This is a genomic window from Kribbella sp. NBC_00889, from assembly GCF_045207705.1.
Lineage (GTDB): Bacteria > Actinomycetota > Actinomycetes > Propionibacteriales > Kribbellaceae > Kribbella.
The window spans coordinates 4,280,159-4,298,973 of record NZ_CP108783.1 but is presented as its reverse complement, the minus strand read 5'-3'; the positions used below and the strand labels follow the sequence as shown (position 1 = coordinate 4,298,973).

General features: G+C 68.4%; 13 protein-coding genes. 9 read left to right on the top strand and 4 right to left on the bottom strand.

Features of this window, described 5'->3' with window-relative positions; translation table 11 throughout:
- Positions 1-164: 164 nt before the first annotated feature.
- Entirely contained in the window at positions 165-1,784 is a 1,620-nt protein-coding gene (locus tag OG817_RS20805; protein WP_406056989.1) for a Wzz/FepE/Etk N-terminal domain-containing protein, read from the top strand.
- Between the two features lie 10 nt (positions 1,785-1,794).
- Positions 1,795-3,108 (top strand): O-antigen ligase family protein, encoded by a 1,314-nt coding sequence (locus OG817_RS20800; RefSeq protein WP_406056987.1) that lies wholly within the window; start codon positions 1,795-1,797, stop codon positions 3,106-3,108.
- A 47-nt stretch (positions 3,109-3,155) separates the two neighbouring features.
- Here OG817_RS20800 and OG817_RS20795 read toward each other — a convergent pair whose 3' ends face one another.
- Together OG817_RS20795 and uxaC are read right to left on the bottom strand one after the other, a co-directional pair.
- The gene (locus OG817_RS20795; RefSeq protein ID WP_406056985.1) at positions 3,156-4,688 is read right to left on the bottom strand and encodes a right-handed parallel beta-helix repeat-containing protein; all 1,533 of its coding nucleotides are present in this window, start codon (positions 4,686-4,688) and stop codon (positions 3,156-3,158) included.
- Positions 4,689-5,346: 658 nt separating this feature from the next.
- Positions 5,347-6,753, bottom strand: coding sequence for a glucuronate isomerase (gene uxaC, locus OG817_RS20790; RefSeq protein ID WP_406056983.1), 1,407 nt, complete (start codon positions 6,751-6,753; stop codon positions 5,347-5,349).
- A 183-nt stretch (positions 6,754-6,936) separates the two neighbouring features.
- Between uxaC and OG817_RS20785 the strand changes: the two genes are divergently transcribed.
- The 6 genes from OG817_RS20785 to OG817_RS20760 all read left to right on the top strand — a co-directional run bounded on the left by OG817_RS20785 (position 6,937) and on the right by OG817_RS20760 (position 13,439).
- Positions 6,937-7,926, top strand: coding sequence for a LacI family DNA-binding transcriptional regulator (locus OG817_RS20785; protein ID WP_131514036.1), 990 nt, complete (start codon positions 6,937-6,939; stop codon positions 7,924-7,926).
- A 70-nt stretch (positions 7,927-7,996) separates the two neighbouring features.
- Complete coding sequence (locus tag OG817_RS20780) at positions 7,997-9,226, top strand: ABC transporter substrate-binding protein (protein ID WP_396389348.1); 1,230 nt, start codon at positions 7,997-7,999, stop codon at positions 9,224-9,226.
- The gene (locus OG817_RS20775; RefSeq protein ID WP_406056980.1) at positions 9,223-10,311 is read left to right on the top strand and encodes an ABC transporter ATP-binding protein; all 1,089 of its coding nucleotides are present in this window, start codon (positions 9,223-9,225) and stop codon (positions 10,309-10,311) included. Before OG817_RS20780 ends, OG817_RS20775 begins: the two co-directional genes overlap by 4 nt.
- Positions 10,308-11,192, top strand: coding sequence for an ABC transporter permease (locus OG817_RS20770; RefSeq protein ID WP_396389350.1), 885 nt, complete (start codon positions 10,308-10,310; stop codon positions 11,190-11,192). The genes OG817_RS20775 and OG817_RS20770 overlap by 4 nt, the downstream gene beginning before the upstream one ends.
- Entirely contained in the window at positions 11,189-12,025 is an 837-nt protein-coding gene (locus tag OG817_RS20765) for an ABC transporter permease (RefSeq protein ID WP_406056978.1), read from the top strand. Before OG817_RS20770 ends, OG817_RS20765 begins: the two co-directional genes overlap by 4 nt.
- Positions 12,026-12,041: 16 nt before the next feature.
- The gene (locus OG817_RS20760) at positions 12,042-13,439 is read left to right on the top strand and encodes a mannitol dehydrogenase family protein (RefSeq protein ID WP_406056976.1); all 1,398 of its coding nucleotides are present in this window, start codon (positions 12,042-12,044) and stop codon (positions 13,437-13,439) included.
- Here the strand turns inward: OG817_RS20760 and OG817_RS20755 are convergent.
- Both OG817_RS20755 and OG817_RS20750 read right to left on the bottom strand, forming a co-directional pair.
- A complete protein-coding gene (locus OG817_RS20755) occupies positions 13,428-15,164 on the bottom strand; it encodes a right-handed parallel beta-helix repeat-containing protein (protein ID WP_406056974.1) in 1,737 nt (578 codons plus the stop codon). The two genes, OG817_RS20760 and OG817_RS20755, sit on opposite strands and share 12 nt — an antisense overlap.
- A gap of 590 nt (positions 15,165-15,754) precedes the next feature.
- On the bottom strand, positions 15,755-17,380 hold the full coding sequence (locus OG817_RS20750; RefSeq protein WP_406056972.1) for a right-handed parallel beta-helix repeat-containing protein: 1,626 nt from the start codon (positions 17,378-17,380) through the stop codon (positions 15,755-15,757).
- Between the two features lie 130 nt (positions 17,381-17,510).
- Here OG817_RS20750 and OG817_RS20745 point away from each other — a divergent pair, with 130 nt between their 5' ends.
- A complete protein-coding gene (locus tag OG817_RS20745) occupies positions 17,511-18,725 on the top strand; it encodes a glycosyltransferase family 4 protein (protein WP_406056970.1) in 1,215 nt (404 codons plus the stop codon).
- The last annotated feature ends 90 nt before the right edge of the window (positions 18,726-18,815 follow it).

Here is an 18,815-nt window from a genome sequence, read left to right as displayed (position 1 = left end):
GACGGAAGGCGCGAAACGGCGCCAAATCAAATTCCCGGCAGCCCCCGGGAATCCCCCGGAGGTCACAGTAGGGCATGGACCGGACTCTTCGGTACGCCCGATCCCAGGTGCCTATATCCTGGGGCGCTGGCACCGAGCCTGTGGGCGATGGAAGTGGGGTAGGGATGGAACCGGGCACCGTGGTCTGGCGGGAGACCGCTCAGTCACTGCTACGGCAGAAGTGGCTCATCATGGGCTGCATCGTCCTCGGCCTGCTCGGAGCTTCTGTCTTCGCGCTGTCCCAGACGACGCGGTGGACCGCCTCGAGCCAGTTGGTGCTCGGGCCGGCGGTCCCGCCGGCCCTGGTCGGGAAGCTGCCCACGACGGACAAGACCGGTCCGCTCGGGATGGATCTGCCCGCCGAGACGCAGGCTCGCGTGATGGCCAGCCCGACGCTGCTGCACAGCGTCGCGAAGTCGCTCGGCATGGACACCAACGACGACGCGATCCAGGAACTGGCTGCGGTGACCCGGGTCAAGGCGGTCACCGACAACGCGTACCTGGTCACCACCGATGGCCCGACCGCGGCGAAGGCGGTCGAGCGGGCCAACGCGATCTCCAGCATCTACCTGAAGCAGCGCAACGACGAGGCCAAGGCGCTGCTGACCACGCTCGCCGGGCAGGCCCAGGATCGGTCCAAGACCGCGACCCAGCAGTCGAAGAGCCTGGTCAGCCAGATCGACGAGGCGGTCCAGCGGGGCGACTCGCAGACCGCCGCCGCGCTGCGCGACCAGCGGGTCGGGCTGGCGACCGAGGCCCGGCAGGCGGCCGACGACGCGGCCGCCATGGTCAAGGCGCTGACCACGGTCGGCTCTGGTAGTGAACTGGTCACCCCGGCCACCGCGGACACCGCGACCTCCTCACCGATGGTTGCCCGCGACATCCTGGTCGGCGGCATCCTCGGTCTGGTGCTCGGCTTCGGTCTGGCGCTGCTCCGGTCGCACCTGACGCCGTACATCGTGACTCGCGACCAGGCGGCCCGTTCGGCGAGCTCGCCGGTCATCGCCGCGTCGGAAGGCAACCGGCGCCGGTTCTGGCATCGGACGGCTCCCGAGTTGCCGCAGTACGAGATCACTGCTTTGGGCGCCGAGGCGAGCGGTGCGCTTGCTCGCCGGGAGTTGAACCCCCGCGCGTTCGCCGGTGGCGGCCCGGGCGCGATGCTCGTCGTCTCCGCATCCCCGACGCCGAACTCGGCCGGAATCGCGCTGGCGATGGCCGAAGCGAACGCTCGCGACGGCCGGGAGACCCTGCTGGTCCTGGCGGACATCGAGGGTACGCCGGTCCTGTCGCACGTGACCGGGCACGAAGGGCTGACCGACCTGGTGATGGAGCCCGCGGCGACGCGGGCGATCCGGGCGAGGAAGCTGTTCCGCCCGGGCACGGTCGCCGATCTGTACGTCCTTCCGCCCGGCCTGAACCACGAGGAGACGGCTGCGGCCGTTGGTCCGTCGCTGGTGCCGGGCATCGTGGCGGACCTGCCGCCTGGGTACTCCGTCGTCATCCACGGACCGGCGTCTGTCGGCCGGCACGGGATCACGCCGCTGGCCGCGGCTGTGGACGCGTCGGTCTTGGTGGTGCAGGTCGGGCATGACAAGGAGATGGACGTTGCCCGGCTGACCGGTGCGTTGCAGTTCGCCGGTGCTCCGGTGCTTGGCGTCGTACTGATCGGTGCCTCGCCGCACGACGAGACGCTGGGCATTCCGTTGAACTACAAGCCGCTCGACACCGCTGCACCGCTGCGCTGATCGTGTTGTCATGATGCGATCCGCGACCGCCTACCGTTCCGGTGGGACTCGTCTGGCGCCGCCGGTGCCGGGCACGGTCGACGGCGAGATCCAGAAGCCGGCGTGGTTCTGGCTGGTGTTGTGGTGCTTGTTCGTGCTGGGTGTGCAGCCGTGGTCGTCGCGAGTCGCGGCGCCGCAGGGGACCACCGGGTCGACCAACAGTGTGATGAAGGGGCTGCTGCTCGGGGCGATCTTCCTGATCGCGATGGCTGCGACCAAGCCTGGATTCCGGACCCGGGTGAATCCGGCGAGCAGTCTCTACGTGCTGTACGTGATGTTCGCGGTCGCCACAGCGTTCCTGCTGGCGGAGCCGCTCGGGCCGCTGACCCGGTTGGCGCGGTTCCTGATCGGGCTGATCCTGGTGTTCCTGCTCTGGCGGCCGCTGGTGCAGGTGCCGGAGCGGTTGGTGCGGGCGCATCTGTGGGCGCATGTGTTGCTGGCGGCCACGGTCGTCGCGAGTCTGGCGTACGCACCCAGTCAGGCGTGGCGGCCGCTCAGTTCGCTCGGCACTGGGTATCGCCTGCAGGGTGTCATCATCCCGATGCTGCCGCCGCGGGTCGGTGAGGTCGGCGCGATCCTGTTCGGACTGGCGCTGCTCGGGCTGCTGTGCCGGAAGCTGTCGATGATCCCGTCGGTCGGGCTGATGGGGCTGGGCGTCGTACTGGTGGCGGCGAGCCGAACCCGTACGTCGGCGGCCGCGATCGCGTTCGGCTTGGTGATCGCGTTGATCATCACCCGGAAGACGTGGGCCGGGCGGATCGCGAGTCTGGCGGCACCGGGGCTGATCGGGATTGCGTTCCTGACCATCGGATCGCTGCACACGTGGGTGTTGCGTGGGCAGGGGACACAGCAGATCAGCTCGCTCAGTGGGCGTACGACGAGTTGGCAGGCGGTGCTGGACGAGAAGGTGTCGATCCAGACCGCGATCATCGGCCACGGCCTCGGCAACAAGCGGGTGCTGCTGCGTCGCGGTGAGGGCGACATCGATGTGATGGCGATCGACAACAGTTGGCTCGGCCTGTACTGGGAGACCGGCCTGCTCGCGGTCACGATCGTCGCGATCGCGTTGATCCTCGCGTGGGTCTCGGTCCTCCGGGCACCGACGCCGTACATCCGCGCCTGCGGAGCCCTCCTCCTCGGCTACGTCACCGCCGCCTCCCTCAACGAAAGCGGCCTCTCCGACCTCAGCTCCATGACCGTCCACCTCTTGGTGGCCGCCGCCATCTGCGACGCCGACCGAATCCGCCAAAGATCCCGAAACCAGGCCAGAGCTCTAACCCGCTAATACCCACTCGCTTTTCGGCAGCCCACCAGTTGCCTAGGGTGCCGTGGCTAGCTGCTGACTGAGTCTTGGTCGAAGCCGGCTTCTTGCCATTGGGGCCAGGTGAGGGTTTTGCCCTGGTAGGCGAAGCGGTCGGCGGACTTGCCGCCGATCTGGTAGCTGTTGTGGCGGAAGGTGACGGCGCCGGGGCGGGTGGGGGAGCCCTTGTTCTCGACGACGCCGGTGCTGGAGGTCGCGTCGTGCATGACGACGAGGTTGCCTTCGATCGTGACGTCGCGGAGGACGTACGTACCTCGCGGCCCGTCACCCCGCGTGCGGGACTGGATCGAGATCCCGTTGCGGTTGTCCTTGACCAGGTTGCCGCGGACCTGCACCCCGGCGGACGTGTTCACGTTGATCCCGCCGCCGTCCCACAGGCTCCCACCGGACCCGCGCCCGGTCCCAAACCCGTTGCCCTCGACAACGTTCTGCTCGATCGCGGCCTGGTAGCTGATCTCGTACCGGATCCCGTCCGCCGCGTTGCCGCGGATCCGGTTCCCGGTGATCGTCCGGTCGTACTCCGCGATGTCGCTCCACATCCCGATGCCCCGATTGCCGACGATGTCGTTGCCCGACACCTCGCCCGACGACCGGGTCGACTTGATCCCCCCGGACTCCCAGTCGGCGATCCAGAACCCGTCGGTGTTGTTCCGGGTCACCAGGTTCGCGGTGATCCGGACGCCCTCGGACTTGTACTGCCCGATCCCGAGCTGCCCGTTGTCCGCGACCGTGTTCCGGCTCAGCTCGGCCCGGTCGCCCTCGATCACCATGATCCCGACCGCGTGGTTCCAGCGGACCTCGTTCGAGACCACCTTCCACCCGGGCCCGACCTGGAGCGCACCTCCCTGCGGCAGGCTGGCGAAGTGCTCGATCGTCAACCCGGTCACGGTGACGTCCTCCGCCGACTTCTCGATCGCAGTTGGCGTCCGCGACATCTCGACCGCACGGCCGTCCGGATCGGCACCGACGTACACGGCGTTCGCGGCGTAGTCCCCGAAGAACGTCCCCGGCTCCAGCTCCCCGAGGCTCATCACCCGCGTCAGATGCTTCCCATCGACGAACACCTGCTCGCCCCGCTGGCACGGCTTCGCCTTGTTGTCCTCGCACTGCCCTTTCAGCGGGTACGCCGCCGGCAGCACCCCGCGCACCACCCACCGATCGCCGTCCCGCTGCCACCCACTCAGCGCCACAGACCCGGTCAGTACAACGCCCTTCCCACCGGCCAGCGTGTCACCGGGCCGCGGACGGATCGCCCGGCTGATCCGATGCACACCCTTTGTGAAGCAGAACGTCGTACCTTCCGGCGCCGCGTCGATCACCTTCTGCGGATCCGCCCCCACCGCGATCGCAGTACCCGTGCAGGCCTTCGCCGTACCAGGTCCCGTCGGCCCGAGCGCAACGGCAGCCGCGGCCGGCGGGGCAGTAGGCACCGTCACCGCAGGGGGCGCCGCAGACGGCTTGGCTGAGTCTCCATCACCAGCAGAGCACCCGGCCAGCAGCAGCACCAGTACGGCGCCACCCGCCACAACACCACGACACCTCATCAACAACCCTTCACCCACCCCCGGCGAACAGATCTGGAGGAGACTACAGGCACACCGGGGCGGCGCGGACCTGTGGCACTCACCAAGTTCGCACGGCTCAGCCGGCCCACGCTCGACCGCACGAGCGGTCCGCCCCCGATCACCGATTGGTGAGTGACGCAGGTCCGCACTCCCTGGCCGGCGCCGTCGGTGAGCGTTCGGGCTTTGGCCGGGTGGGGTGCTGTGTCGGCGCGGCGTATTGGGGAGTCCGGCATGCCGTTTCAGGTGGGTAGCGCTCCCCGGACTGCGTCAGGACCGCTTGGGGGTGGCGGACGGCGGGTGGCGCGTGGCGGGTGGATGGGTGTGCGCGTTCGGCTCGACTTTGGGCACTGGTCAACCCCCCTTCGTACCGCGCCCGTCGTACCGCGCCCGTCGTACCGCGCCCGTCGTACCGCGCCCGGCGTGGGGACCGCGGACAGCATCTGGGGACCGCGGACAGGTCATACCTTGTCCGCAGTCCCCGGTTGCTGTCGGCGCCCCACTCCAAGCGCACTCAACCACCCACACATCAGACAGAAGAGCCGAAATTCCTTGTCCAAGGCCACCAGGAGGTGTTCAACGCCCGATCCGAGGTGCCCCCAGCCGAGGCGGCGGGCGTTGTGGGTCGCGACGGGTGGTGTCAGGTGAGGTAGGTGTCTCGGGCGAGGTTGTAGGCGAGGTCCTTGGCGACCTGGAAGGCGTCGTCCTCGTCGAGCCGGTGCTGTACGACGAGGTTGGCCAGATAGCCGGCGTCGATCCGCCGGGCGAGATCGTGCCGGGCGGGGATCGACAGGAACGCCCGGGTGTCGTCGACGAACCCGGACATGTTGTAGAACCCGGCGGTCTCCGTCACCAGCTCGCGGAACCGCCGCATCCCGTCGGGGCTGTCCAGGAACCACCACGGCGCCCCGAGCCGCACCGCTGGATACACGCCGGCCAGCGGCGCAAGCTCCCGCGAGTACACGGTCTCGTCGACAGTGAACAGCACCAGCCGGAAACCAGCCGCGTGCCCGAACCGCTCGAGCAGCGGCCGCAGCGACCGGGTGAACTCGGTCGCCACCGGAATGTCGTGCCCCTGGTCCGGCCCGTACGCCGCGTGGATCGCCGGATCGTGGTCGCGCAGGACGCCCGGGTGCAGCTGCATCACCAGCCCGTCCTCGGCCGACATCACCGCCGACTGGTACAGCATGTGCCCGGCGAAGACACTCGCATCCTCCGCTGACACATCACCCTTCAAAGCACTCGTGTAGATCCGCGCAGCCTCCGCGTCGGTCAACGGGAGCGCCGCCGCGCTGTAGTGCCCGTGGTCGGTCGCCCGCGCGCCCGCCTCGACGAACGCCTGCCGCCGCTGCCGGATCGCCGCCAGGAATCCGTCGTACGTCGCGGTGTCGATGTCGGCCAACTCTCCGAGCCTGGCAGCGAGAACACTCCAGCCGGGCCGGTCGAGGTGCACGAGGGCGTCGGGACGGAAGGTCGGGACGACTCGACCGGGCAGGTCCGCGGCGAGCTTCGCGTGCTGGGCGAGGTCGTCGGTGGCGGCGTCGGTGGTCGAGATCAGCTCGATCCCGAAGCGGTCGAGCAGGGCTCGCGGCCGGAACTCGGGCTCGGCGATCCGGGCGGAGATCTGGTCGTACAGCTCGTCCGCGGTCTCGGCCGAGGGGTGAGCGGTCACGCCGAGGACCTCGGCGAACTCGTGCTCCAGCCAGTACCGGCTCGGCGTACCGAGGAAGAGGTGCCAGTTCGCGCAGAACTCCCGCCAGACATCGCGCGGGTCGGCCGGCGCGGTGCCGTCGCGGCGGGGGAGACCGAGGCGGTCGGGGGAGATGCCCTGGGAGATCAGCATCCGGGTCACGTAGTGGTCCGGGACGACCAGCAGCTCGGCCGGGTTGCCGAACGGCGCGTCGGTCGCGAACAGCCCGATGTCGACGTGCCCGTGCAGGCACAGCAACGGCAGGTCCTTCGTCGACGCGTGGATCCGCCGGGCGACGTCGCGTGCCTCGCCGGCGGGCAAGGCGCGGTCCGGATGAGGCTGCAGGGCCTTCGGCATGGGTCCTCCGGGATGAGCGTGCTGAAACGAGTACTGCAAAGGATTGCAGTGCGCACGCGCCCACACAACCCCTTGTCCACAAGGCGAATCTCTCTGCCCGTGGATCGACGGTGAACGAACTCTTGACACAAGTGTGAAACCGATTGCAGACTGCGACGTCGGGGCCGACCTGAGGAGGTGACCATGCCTGCGACGATCCGTGACGTGGCTCGGCTGGCGGGCGTGTCGCCTTCCACCGTGTCCCGGGCGCTGTCGATGCCGGAGATGGTCAACGCCGCGACCCGGGTCCGAGTCGCAGCCGCGGTCGAGCAGCTCGGCTACCAGCCCAACCGTGCCGCCCGTGGTCTGATCACCGGCCGCACCGGCAACATCGGCCTGGTCGTGCCCGACCTGGCGAACCCGTTCTTCGCCAGCGTCACCAAGGGCGTGCAGGCGCGCGCCCGCCGGTCCGACACGGCTGTGTTCGTTGCGGACACCGACGAGGACGTGACCGCGGAGGTCGGCCTGGTCCGTGCGCTGTCCAAGCAGGTCGACGGGCTGATCCTGTGTTCACCACGCTCCGGTGACGCCGACCTGTCCGCGATCGCCCAGGACACGAACGTCGTCCTGGTCAACCGCACCGCCGAGGGCATCCCCGGCATCACCTACGACAACGAGGAAGGGATGCGGCAGGCCGTCGCCCACCTCGTTGCCCTCGGCCACCGCCGGCTCGCCTGGGTCGGTGGACCGGTCACGTCGTGGTCGACCCAGCACCGCGGCATCGGCCTGGAGAACGCCGTCGCCGACCACGGTGTCGAGCTCAGCCGGGTCGGTCACTTCGGGCCGACGTACGAAGGTGGCATGGCGGCGGCGGACCAGGTCGTCGCCTCCGGCGCCACCGCTGTCATCACCTACAACGACCTGGTCGCGATCGGGCTGCTGGCCCGGTTGCACGCACGGGGGATCTCGGTTCCGGGCGACCTGAGCGTGGTCGGCGTCGACGACATCGCGATGTCCCGGATGGCCCGACCGGCGCTGACCACGGTCCGGCTGCCCAAGCAGGAGGCCGGCCGGATCGCGGTCGAGCTCCTGCTCGCCCTGCTCGACGACCCGGACAGCACCGTCGACACCCGCGGCACCCTGCACGGCGAGCTCATCGTCCGTGACTCCACGGGGCCTGCGGCAAGCCCCTGATCTGCCGCCCCGAGCCGATCAATCCCGGCACCACGCCGGGCCCGCCCTTGATCCAGAGGAGATAGACCCGATGCCCCTGCAGCGCAGAACCGGCCGTCGCGTCCGCCGCACAGCCGTCGTCGGCCTGCTCGCCGTACTGGCCGCGTGCGGAGCCCCGACAAGCCCCAACCAGTCGTCCGGCGACAGCTCCGGCGATGCGCCGGACAAGCCCTCGAAGGCGGTGACGCTGAACATCCTCGACGTGGCCGGGAACCTGCAGCTGACCCAGCCGATGATCGACGACTTCGTCAAGCAGCACTCCGACGTGATCTCCAAGGTCACCTACTCCAAGGGTCCGGCGCCCGAGCTGTCCGGCAAGATCAAGGCCCAGCAGGACGCCGGCCGGGTCGACATCGACCTGGTGCTGACCGGTACCGACGGCCTCGCGGCCGGCGCGGAGCAGGGCCTGTGGATGGACCTGCTGCCGAAGTACGCCGATCGGCTGCCCGGCATGAAGGACTACCTCGAGCCGGCCGCGAAGATGCAGGCGCTGGCCGGCAACGTCGGCGTCACCGTCACCTACTACCCGTCCGGCCCGCTGCTGGAGTACCTGCCGGCCAAGGTGGCGTCGCCGCCGCGCAGTGCCGAGGAACTGCTCGCCTTCGCGAAGGCCAACAAGGGCAAGGTCATGTACGCGCGCCCGGCCAACTCCGGACCCGGCCGGACCTTCCTGATGGGCCTGCCGTACATCCTCGGTGACAAGGACCCGAAGGACCCGGTCAACGGCTGGGACAAGACCTGGGCCTACCTCAAGGAGCTCAACCAGTACGTCGACTTCTACCCGTCCGGTACGGCGGACACGATGAAGGCGCTGGCCAACGGTTCGGCCAGCATCATCGCCAGTACGACGGGCTGGGACATCAACCCGCGCGTCCTCGGCACCGTGCCGAAGGAGGCCGCGATCACCCCGCTGAAGGGCTTCCACTGGGTCACCGACGCGCACTACGCCGTCGTACCGAAGGGGGTCTCGACCGACAAGCAGGCCGCGATCCTGCAGTTGCTGCAGTTCATGCTGACGCCGGAGCAGCAGGCGAAGGCGTACGACAAGGGCTACTTCTACCCGGGTCCGGCGATCAAGGGGGTCGACCTGTCGAAGGCACCGCAGGAGAGCCAGGACGCGATCACCCAGTTCGGCCGGCCGGAGTACGACAAGTTGATTGCCGACAATCCGAACGAGGTGCCGTTGGACGCGAAGGCTCTGGTCGCGGCGTTCGACAAGTGGGACCGGGAGGTCGGCGGCAGCAAGGTGAAGAAGTCGTGAGTGGTTTCGGCCGGCTCCGGCTGGAGGGTGTCGGCCGCCGGTTCGGGACGGCCGACGCGCTGGCCGGGCTGGACCTGACGATCGAGCGGGGCGAGTTCATCGCCCTGCTCGGCCCGTCCGGTTGCGGCAAGTCGACCGCCCTGAACTGTCTGGCCGGGTTGCTGCCGTTGACTACCGGCAGCATCTGGCAGGACGACCAGCGGATCGACACGCTGCCGCCGGAGAAGCGCGGCTTCGGCATGGTCTTCCAGAACTACGCGCTCTTTCCACACCTGACCGTGCGGGACAACATCGCGTTCGGTCTGCGGATGCGCCGGCTGCCGAAGGACGAGGTAGGGCGCCGGACCACCGCGGCGATCGAGATGGTCCGGCTCGAGGAGCACGCGGGCAAGCTGCCCGGACAGCTGTCCGGTGGTCAGCAGCAACGCGTCGCCATTGCCCGGGCGACTGTGCTCGAGCCGTCGCTGGTGCTGATGGACGAGCCGCTCAGCAATCTGGACGCGAAGCTCCGCCTGGAGATGCGGACCGAGATCCGCCGCCTGCACCAGTCGCTCGGCCTGACCACGGTGTACGTGACGCACGACCAGGAGGAGGCGCTCAGCATGGCCGACCGCCTGGTCGTGATGCGGGAGGGCCGGGTGCAACAGATCGGCACGCCTGAGGAGGTCCACACGACGCCGACCACCTGGCACGTTGCCGACTTCATGGGCTACCGCAACCTGTTGCCGCTCGCGGCGCAGAGCGTGGCCGGCGAGGTCGTGACGGTCCCGCTCGGCGGTACGACGATCGACGGCGTGGCGCAAGGTACGGTCGCCGCCGGCGAGGACGTGGTCGTGGCGGTGCGGCCCGAGGACGTGAAGCTCGGCAACGAGGGCCTGCAGGGTCTCGTCGAGGTGGTCGAGTACCAAGGCCGCGAGCTCGCAGTGGAGGTCGTGCTGGACGACGGCACGCGTCTCCACGCCCGGACCGAACGCAAGGTCCAGGCCGGTGAGTCGGTGTCGGTGGCCATCGACCCGAGCCGCCTGCTGGTGTACGCCTCCGACCGTCCCGCGGCCGAGCTGGTGACAGCGGGGCTCGCGGTATGAGCGAGACCGCGAGCTGGCAGCACCGGCTGGCCGAGCGCGGCGTCGACCGGCGCCTCTGGTTGTTGCTGCCGGCCACTGTCTTCGTGCTGCTGCTCTTCATCTACCCGTTCCTGTACGGGCTGAGTCTGTCGTTCCAGCCGCTGAAGGGCGGCGGGGCCCTGGCCAACTACCAGAAGTTCTTCAGTGACGCCTATCAGCGCGACACGATCGTCACGACGCTGAAGATCGCGCTGCCCGCGGCACTGCTGAACGTGCTCGCCGCGGTGCCGATCGCGTTCCGGATGCGCGGCCGGTTCCGCGGCAAACGGCTGCTCACGACGGTGCTCGTCGTACCGATCACGCTCGGCACAGTGCTGACGGCGCAGGGCCTGCTGAACTATCTCGGCCCGACCGGCTGGTTCAACCGGATCCTGATGGCCGTCCATCTGATCGACGACCCGATCCGGCTGACCAACAACTACTGGGGCGTGTTCTTCTCGCTCGTCATCACCGGGTTCCCGTTCGCGTTCCTGCTGGTGCTGTCGTACCTGAGCGGTATCGATCCCACCCTCGAACGGGCCGCCGCGACGCTCGGCGCGTCCCGGGCGCAGCGGTTCCGCCGGATCACGCTGCCGCTGCTGGCTCCCGGGCTGGCGACGACGTTCCTGCTCACGTTCGTGCTCGCGTTCTCGGTCTTCCCGTCGGCGGTCCTGGTCGGCAACCCGGCCGGATCGACCCGGGTGATCTCGCTGGCCGCGTACCAGGCGGCGTACGAGCAGTACGACTACGCCTACGCCTCGGCGATCGCGATGATCATGGGCGTGGTCGAGCTGGTCGTGGTGGCGATCGTGCTGCTGTGGCGGTCGCGGCTCTACACCGGATCGACAGGAGGCAAGGGATGAGCACGCGAGCCCTCAAGGCGACGCCGACCGCCTGGCTCATCTGGGCCGTGGTGGTGTTCTTCTTCGTCAACCTGGCCGGTGTGGTCGGGTCTGTGCTGGTCAGCTCGTTCGGCCGCCGCTGGTTCGACACCTGGGTCCCGGACGGCTTCACCACCCAGTGGTACGGCGACGCATGGCACGAGTTCGGGTTGTTGCAGGTCATCTCGGTGACCCTGATCGCCTCGGGACTGGTCGTCGTACTGTCGGTCCTGGTCGGCGCGCCGGCGGCGTACGTGCTGGCCCGGCAGAACTTCCCGGGCAGGCGGCTGGTGTACCTGACCTTCCTGCTGCCGATCCTGATGCCACCGATCACCTACGGCATCCCGCTCGCGACCGTGCTGTACAAGTTCGGTTTCGCGGGTCACCTGTCCGGAGTGGTGTTGGCGAACCTGGTGCCGTCGGTGCCGTTCGTGATCCTGACCATGACGCCGTTCATCGAGCAGGTGGATCCGAAGATCGAGAGCGCGGCCCGGATGCTCGGGGCGAACACCCGCGCGGTGTTCCTGCGGATCCTGGCGCCGCTGCTCGTGCCGGGCCTGCTGGCCTCGGCGATCTTGGTGCTGGTCCGTACCGTGGGGATGTTCGAACTGACCTTCCTCACCGCCGGTCCGGACTCGCAGACACTGGTGGTCGCGCTGTACTACTCGATGTCGGCGGCCGGGATCCGTGCCCAGCAGTCGGTCGATGCGATGGCGGTCATGTACACGGCGATGATGCTGGTACTGCTCGTGGTCGCGCTGCGTTTCGTCAACCCCACGCAGTTGGTCGCCCGTGTGAAGGAAGAACCCGAATGAAAGCTGAGGTGCACGCTTGAGCAGGCTGAGTCTCACCCATCTCCCCGTCGCCCCCGCGGTCGATCCGCGGGCGTTGTCGGTCGGCATCGTCCATCTCGGGCTGGGGGCGTTCCATCGCGCCCACCAGGCCGTGGTCACCGAGCGCGCCGCCGTCGCCGGCGGCGAGACGCGGTGGGGGATCACCGGGGTGAGCCAGCGCTCGGGCAGGGTCCGCGACCAGCTCGCGCCGCAGGACGGTCTGTACTCCGTTCTGGAGCGCGGACTCGGCGATCCGTCGGTACAGGTGATCGGCAGCATCCGTGAGGTCCTGACCGCCCCGGAGGATCCGGACGCTGTGGTGGCACGGATCGCGGATCCCGCGGTGTCCGTGGTCACGCTGACGGTGACCGAGAAGGGGTACCGCGCGGCCGGTCACGGCCTCGACCTGGACGATCCCGAGATCCAGGCGGACCTGACCGGCCGCCCACCGCGCACGGTGGTCGGGCAGCTCGCGGCCGGGCTGGCGCGCCGGGACGAGCCGTTGACGATCGTGTCCTGCGACAACCTGGTGGCCAACGGGCCGTTCCTGCGGAAGCTGGTGACGGACTACTTCGAGGCCCTGGGCAAGGTTCCCGAGGTGTTCGAGACGACCCGGTTCCCGGCCAGCATGGTCGACCGGATCGTGCCGGCGACCACCGACGCGGACCGTGACGAGGCGGCCCGGCTGCTCGGCGTACGGGACGAGGCAGTCGTGGTCGCGGAGCCGTTCCTGCAGTGGGTGATCGAGGACGACTTCGCGGGGGACCGGCCGGCGTGGGAGCGCGGTGGTGCTGTCCTTACTGGCGACGTTGCGCCATGGGAGCAGGCCAAGCTGCGGATGCTGAACGCCACCCACTCGATGCTTGCCTACCTCGGTGCTCTGCGCGGTTACGAGACCATCGCTGAGGCGGTGCGAGACGAGGAGTTGTCCGCACTGGCACGACAGCTCATGACGGAGGACGTCGTACCGACGCTGACGGCACCCGACGGCCTCGACCTGACCGAGTACGGCGCGTCCGTCCTCGAGCGGTTCGCCAATCCGGCGTTGAAGCATCGGACCACGCAGGTCGCGATGGACGGGTCGGTGAAGCTACCGGTCCGGATGCTGGGGACGGTACGCGACCGCCTGGCTGCGGGGGCCGAGCCTCGGGTGATCTCGCTGGCCGTCGCGGCGTGGATGGTCTACGTGTTGAAGACGCCGATTGTCGACGATCCGCAGGCTGACCGGCTGAAGGCTGCCCTTGCAGGAGCCCCAGGTCCGGCCGCAGTGGTCGACGCGTTGCTCGGGGTCGACTCGGTCTTCACCCCCGACCTACGCGATTCGACAGCCTTCCGCGAACTCCTGATCGACCACGTCAGCTCCCTGACTGCCGGCTCGGACACGTCAGTTCGCTGATCTCCGGGTTGTGAAGGTGCTTGTCGTGTCCTGACCGGTCATGCGCCATTCCTGGGCGCTGTACCACTGGCCGGTCTTCTGGAACCGGTCGGTGGTCAGGCTGTCCAGGATGTAGGTGTTCTTGTCCAGCGTCACCTCGCCGAGCGGGATGGCCGCGCCGGCGTTCTGCACCATGCCGGTAGCGGTCGTCCCGCCGCGCATCGTCACCTGGTTGCCGGAGACAACGATGCCGCGGAGTACGTTCAGCCCCCACGGGCCGGAGCCGCGGGTGCGGGACTGGATCGAGATGCCGTTCACATTGTCGGCGACCACGTTGTCGCGGACCTGGACGTTCGACGACGTGTTGACGTTGATCCCGCCGCCGTCCCACAGCGACGTACCCGAGCCACGGCCGGTGCCGAGGCCGTTGCGGCTGATCTCGTTGTTCTCGATCACGCCGTTGCGGCCGATCTCGTACCGGATCCCATCCGCCGCATTGTCGACAATCTGATTGGCGCTGAAGGTCCTGCCGTCGTCGTACGCGTCGCTCCACAGCCCGACGCCCCGGTTCAGCTTGATGAGGTTGCCGGTGACCCAGCCGCCGCTGGACCAGGTGGTCTTGATCCCGCCCGACTCCCAGTCCGCGATCCAGAAGCCATCCGTGTTGTTGGAGCTCACCTCGTTGGCCGAGATGGTGCCCTTGAGGGTGCTGTACTGCCCGATGCCGAGTTGGCCGTTGGAGTGGATGAAGTTCTTCTCCAGGACGGCGCCGTCGGCGTTCACGAGCATTGCCCCGACCGCGTGATTCCAGCGGATGTCGTTGGCGAGGACCTTCCAGCCCAGCCCGAGCACGACCGCGCCACCTTGTGCGGGTGTCGCGAAGTGCTCGATCGTCAGCCCGCGCACGGTCACGCCGCCCGCGGTCGACTGGATCGCGGTCTCGGTCTTCGACATCTCGACCGACCGCCCGCGCGGGTCGTCACCCAGGTAGACGGCGTTCGCCGTGTAGTCGGCGTAGAAGGTGCCGGGGGCAACCTTGTCCCGTGAGGCCACCCGGGTCAGGTGTTTGCTGTTCAGGAAGACCTGCTCACGCAGGTAGCAGATGTTAGCGACGTTGTCCTCGCACTGCCCGGTCTGCGAGTACGCCGGTGGCAGGACTCCCGTGGTCACCCAGTCGCCGTTCGACGCGGTCCACCTGGTCAGCGGCACCGACCCGGTCAGTACGGCGCCCTGATCGCTGGCCAGCACCTGGTCGGCCTTCGGGCGGATGGTCTGTGTGATCCGGTGCAGGCCGGCCGTGAAACAGAACGTCGTACCGTTCGGTGCGTCGTCGACGATCTTCGCGGCGTCCTGCCCGGGCTTGATCGTGACCCCGGCGCATTGGGGTGCTTGCGATGGTCCCGATGGGAACGCCGCGTCCGCGGAGGGCGGCGTCGTGGGCAGATCCGCTGGGGGAGGCGTCGGTTGCACTCCGGGCATGATCGCGTGCAGCGGATCGTCAGACGGTGCCGCAGGCAACAGACCGTCCGAGGATGCCGCAGGCAACAGACCGTCCGGGGATGCCGCGGGCAGCAGACCGTCCGGGGATGCCGCGGGCAGCAGACCGTTCGGGGATGCCGCGGGCAACAGGCTGAACTCGCCCTGCACTAAGACGTCGTCGGTGGGCACACCGTGCGCGGGCAAGGCTGTCGTGGCGGCGAAGGTGCCGACTGCAACGATCGCCACAACTGCCGTAGCTGTCTTCATTGCGGAGCCTCCGGGGGCACAGGTGGATCCTGAGCGCACCCCCCATGGCGCGGCTTCGTCTGCAGACTACTACCACCTCAGGTAGCCAAGGCAATACTTTCCGCGCAATTTCTGTTGCACCCAGCCCCAACTCCGTTGCAACAGGCAATCGATCGCGCCGGGGGACCGTAGGTAGAAGTGGGGCCCGTGGACAGGAAATGGGGACCGTGGACAAGTAGTGGGGACCGTGGACAAGTCGTGCCATGTCCGAGGTCCCCGGATCCTGTCCACAGTTCCCCGGATGGTGTCCAGGCCGGCGGCAACGTCATGGCAAGGATGACGGCGTGGCTCATCGACCAGTGGTGTACAGACCGACAGGTAGTGCACTCGCGAGACACCGTACACAGAACGCACCGACGCTCAGCTGCACTACCGGTCGGCCCGACACTTCCTGTCCAGCTGCACGCCGCCACCTCAGCCGAACCCGGACCCCGACCCGGACCCGGACCCGGACCTCGGGAGCGTTCCGCCAGAGGTCACCGATCGCGTTCGTTCTCCTCGACCCGCACGTCCTCGCGCCTGAGCGCTGCGCGCAGGCGTGGCACCGGTGGTCAGTTGGCGAGGAAGCTGCCTACTAGGTCCAGGCCGGCTTTCTGCCAGCCGTCGGCGGTGAGTTTGGCGCCGAACATCGAGAAGCGCTTGGCGCCCAGGACGTCGAGGACGTACTTGTTGCCGCTGAACACGACCTCGCCGTCCGGCACCTCGGCGCCCGAGTTCTTCACGATGCCGGTGCTCTGGGTACCGCCGGTCATCTCGATCGTGTTGCCGGTGACGCTGATGTCGCGCAGCAGGTACGTGCCCCACGGGCCGGTGCCGCGGGTCCGCGACTGGATCGCGATGCCGTTGACGTTGCCCTTGACCACGTTGCCGCGGACGGTGACACCGGACGACGTGTTGATGTTGATCCCGCCGCCGTCCCACAGCGACGTACCCGAACCGCGCCCGGTGCCGAAGCCGTTGTTGGTGATCGTGTTGTTCTCGATCGTCCCGTTCCGGCTGATCTCGTAGCGGATCCCGTCGGCGGAGTTGCCGATGATCTGGTTGGAGCTGATCACCCGGCCGTCGTCGGCGACGTCGGCCCACATGCCCACGCCTCGGTTGGCCTTGATCAGGTTGCCGCTGACGGTGCCGGAGGAGCGGGTCGACTTGATCCCGCCGGACTCCCAGTCGGCGATCCAGAAGCCGTCGGTGTTGTTCGAGCTGATCACGTTCCGCGTCACCGTCGCGTCGGCCGAGCTGTACTGCCCGAGGCCGAGTTGGCCGTTGTCGCGGATCAGGTTCTTCTCGACCTTGGTGTTGTTCGCCTTGACCAGCATCACGCCGACAGCGTGGTTCCAGCGCACGTCGTTCGCCGTCACCTTCCAGGCCGGCCCGGAGACCAGGGCGCCGGCCTGCGGCGCGCTGGCGAAGTGCTCGATGGTGAGCCCACGGACCTCGACGCCGGTCGACCCGGACTCGATCGCGGTCGATGTCTTCGACATCTCCACCGAGTGGCCGGCGGGGTCGTCGCCGAGGTAGATCGCGTTCGCGCCGTAGTCGGCGTAGAACGTGCCCGGCGCGACCTTGGAGGTGTTGCCGACCCGGGTCAGATGCGCGCCGTCGAGGAACAACTGCTCACGCAGGTGGCAGATGTTCGAGACGTTGTCCTCACACTGCCCACTCGCTCCGTACGCCGCCGGCAGTGCGCCACGCACCACCCACGCCGAGCCGGACTTGGTCCAGCCGGTCAGCGGGACGGATCCGGTCAGTACGGCGCGAGCCGCGCTGGCCAGCGTCATGTTCGCCTTCGGCTGGATCGTGTCGGAGATCCGGTGCAGACCGGCCGCGAAGCAGAACGTCGTCCCGGCGGGCTTGGCGTTGACGATCGACTGGGCGTCGTCACCAGGCTTGATCACCACGCCGCTGCAGGGACCGGCGAAGGCCGGGCCGGCGTCGCCCTCGTCCGCCGTGGGGACCGTCGGGCCGGTGGGGGAGGTCGGCTCGGTGGACGGCGGCTTGCTGGGCTGCGTGGTGGGCTTCTTCGACGGCGGCTTAATGGTGGCCTTCGGCGACGAGGTCGCCGGGTGCGTGGCCGTCGGCTTGGGTGCGCGGTGTGAGGGGAGCACACCGGAAGCGGCTGTGTCGCGCGCCTGACGAGACTTGGCGGTGGTTGTCGCCTTGTTCTCGTTGGCGATCACCGGGAGCGCGATCGTAACGACTGACAGCGCAGCAGCGATAAGCGCTGCGAACCACAACTTCCTCAATGCACCCTCCGGGGTTGCGGTCCCTGAAACCAGGTGTAGCCACCGCGAGACTTAAGGTAGTGCCATGCGGGTCGCCATGTTGCACAACCGTTACCGGACCGGTCAACCCAGTGGCGAGAACACCGTGGTCGCGCAAACGGTTGATTTGTTGCGTAACTCAGGACATGAGGTCGACCTGTACGCCCGGAACAGCGACGATATCGCCGCGATGAGCCGAAAAGATCGCACTCTGTTACCGTTCCGCTCCGTCTGGTCATTTTCGGCCGAACGCGATTTAACACTTCTATTGCAGGAAAATCGGCCCGATGTCGTGCACGTGCACAACACGTTCCCGCTGTTCAGTCCCTCGGTGCTGCGAGCGGCGTACCGGCTGGGCCTTCCGGTGGTGGCGACGCTGCACAACTTCCGGCTGATGTGCGCCAACGCAGTCCTGCAGCGTGACGGCAAGCCGTGCGAGTCCTGTGTCGGCAAGCTTCCGTGGGCCGGTGTGGTGCACAGCTGCTATCGCGAGTCGCGGGTGCAGACGTTGCCCCTGGCCACGAGCATCGGCGTCCACAACACCCTGCACACCTGGCAGCGGTACGTGACCACTCTCGTCGCGCCGTCGGAGTTCGTCCGCGACCGGTACGTCGCCGGTGGCTTCGATCCCGACCTGTTCGTGGTGAAGCCGCATGCCGTCCCGCACTCCGGGCAGGTTCGCAGCGGTGCCGGCGATGCGGTCGTCTTCCTCGGCCGCCTGGAGGACGACAAGGGTTTCGCGGATCTCCTGCAGGCGTGGGATTCCTCGCTCGGGAAGCTGATCGTCGTCGGCGACGGCACGCTCCGCGCCGAGGCGGAGCAGCGCGCTCGGAACGACTCGTCGATTCAGGTACTTGGTCAACTTCCGTGGGCCGACAGCATGGAAGTACTGCGGTCCGCGCGCGCCGCCGTCGTACCGGCGCGTTCGTATGAGAGCTTCGGTCTCGTGGTGGTGGAGGCGTTCGCGCACGGGGTGCCGGTGGTCGCATCCCGGCTGGGAGCGCTGGCGGAGTTGGTGGACGACGGCGAGACCGGCGCCCTGACCGAGCCCGGCGACCCGGAAGGGCTGCGCAAGGCCCTGGGGTTGGTGACCGATCCCCGGACTTCGATAGCCTTCGGCGAACGAGCCCGACAGGTCTATCTCAACCGCTTCACCCCGGAGCGCGACCTCGAGGCCACGGAGAGGATCTACACCGATGCGATCGCGCGGCACGCCGAGGGCGGGCAGACGCGTCGGGGACGCCGGGCTCACCGTGACTGACCGGTATAGTGCCGCTGACGCGGGGGGACGCGTCGTACCGGGCCGTCGAGGCTCATCGAGAGACGGCTCCTGCCGGGAGCCACTGGGGGA

Coding starts and splice junctions, on each gene's coding strand:
- OG817_RS20805 (WP_406056989.1), top strand. CDS start 165: ATGGAACCGGGCACCGTGGTCTGGCGGGAGACCGCTCAGTCACTGCTA.
- OG817_RS20800 (WP_406056987.1), top strand. CDS start 1,795: ATGATGCGATCCGCGACCGCCTACCGTTCCGGTGGGACTCGTCTGGCG.
- OG817_RS20795 (WP_406056985.1), bottom strand. CDS start 4,688: ATGAGGTGTCGTGGTGTTGTGGCGGGTGGCGCCGTACTGGTGCTGCTG.
- uxaC (WP_406056983.1), bottom strand. CDS start 6,753: ATGCCGAAGGCCCTGCAGCCTCATCCGGACCGCGCCTTGCCCGCCGGC.
- OG817_RS20785 (WP_131514036.1), top strand. CDS start 6,937: ATGCCTGCGACGATCCGTGACGTGGCTCGGCTGGCGGGCGTGTCGCCT.
- OG817_RS20780 (WP_396389348.1), top strand. CDS start 7,997: ATGCCCCTGCAGCGCAGAACCGGCCGTCGCGTCCGCCGCACAGCCGTC.
- OG817_RS20770 (WP_396389350.1), top strand. CDS start 10,308: ATGAGCGAGACCGCGAGCTGGCAGCACCGGCTGGCCGAGCGCGGCGTC.
- OG817_RS20765 (WP_406056978.1), top strand. CDS start 11,189: ATGAGCACGCGAGCCCTCAAGGCGACGCCGACCGCCTGGCTCATCTGG.
- OG817_RS20755 (WP_406056974.1), bottom strand. CDS start 15,164: ATGAAGACAGCTACGGCAGTTGTGGCGATCGTTGCAGTCGGCACCTTC.
- OG817_RS20745 (WP_406056970.1), top strand. CDS start 17,511: ATGCGGGTCGCCATGTTGCACAACCGTTACCGGACCGGTCAACCCAGT.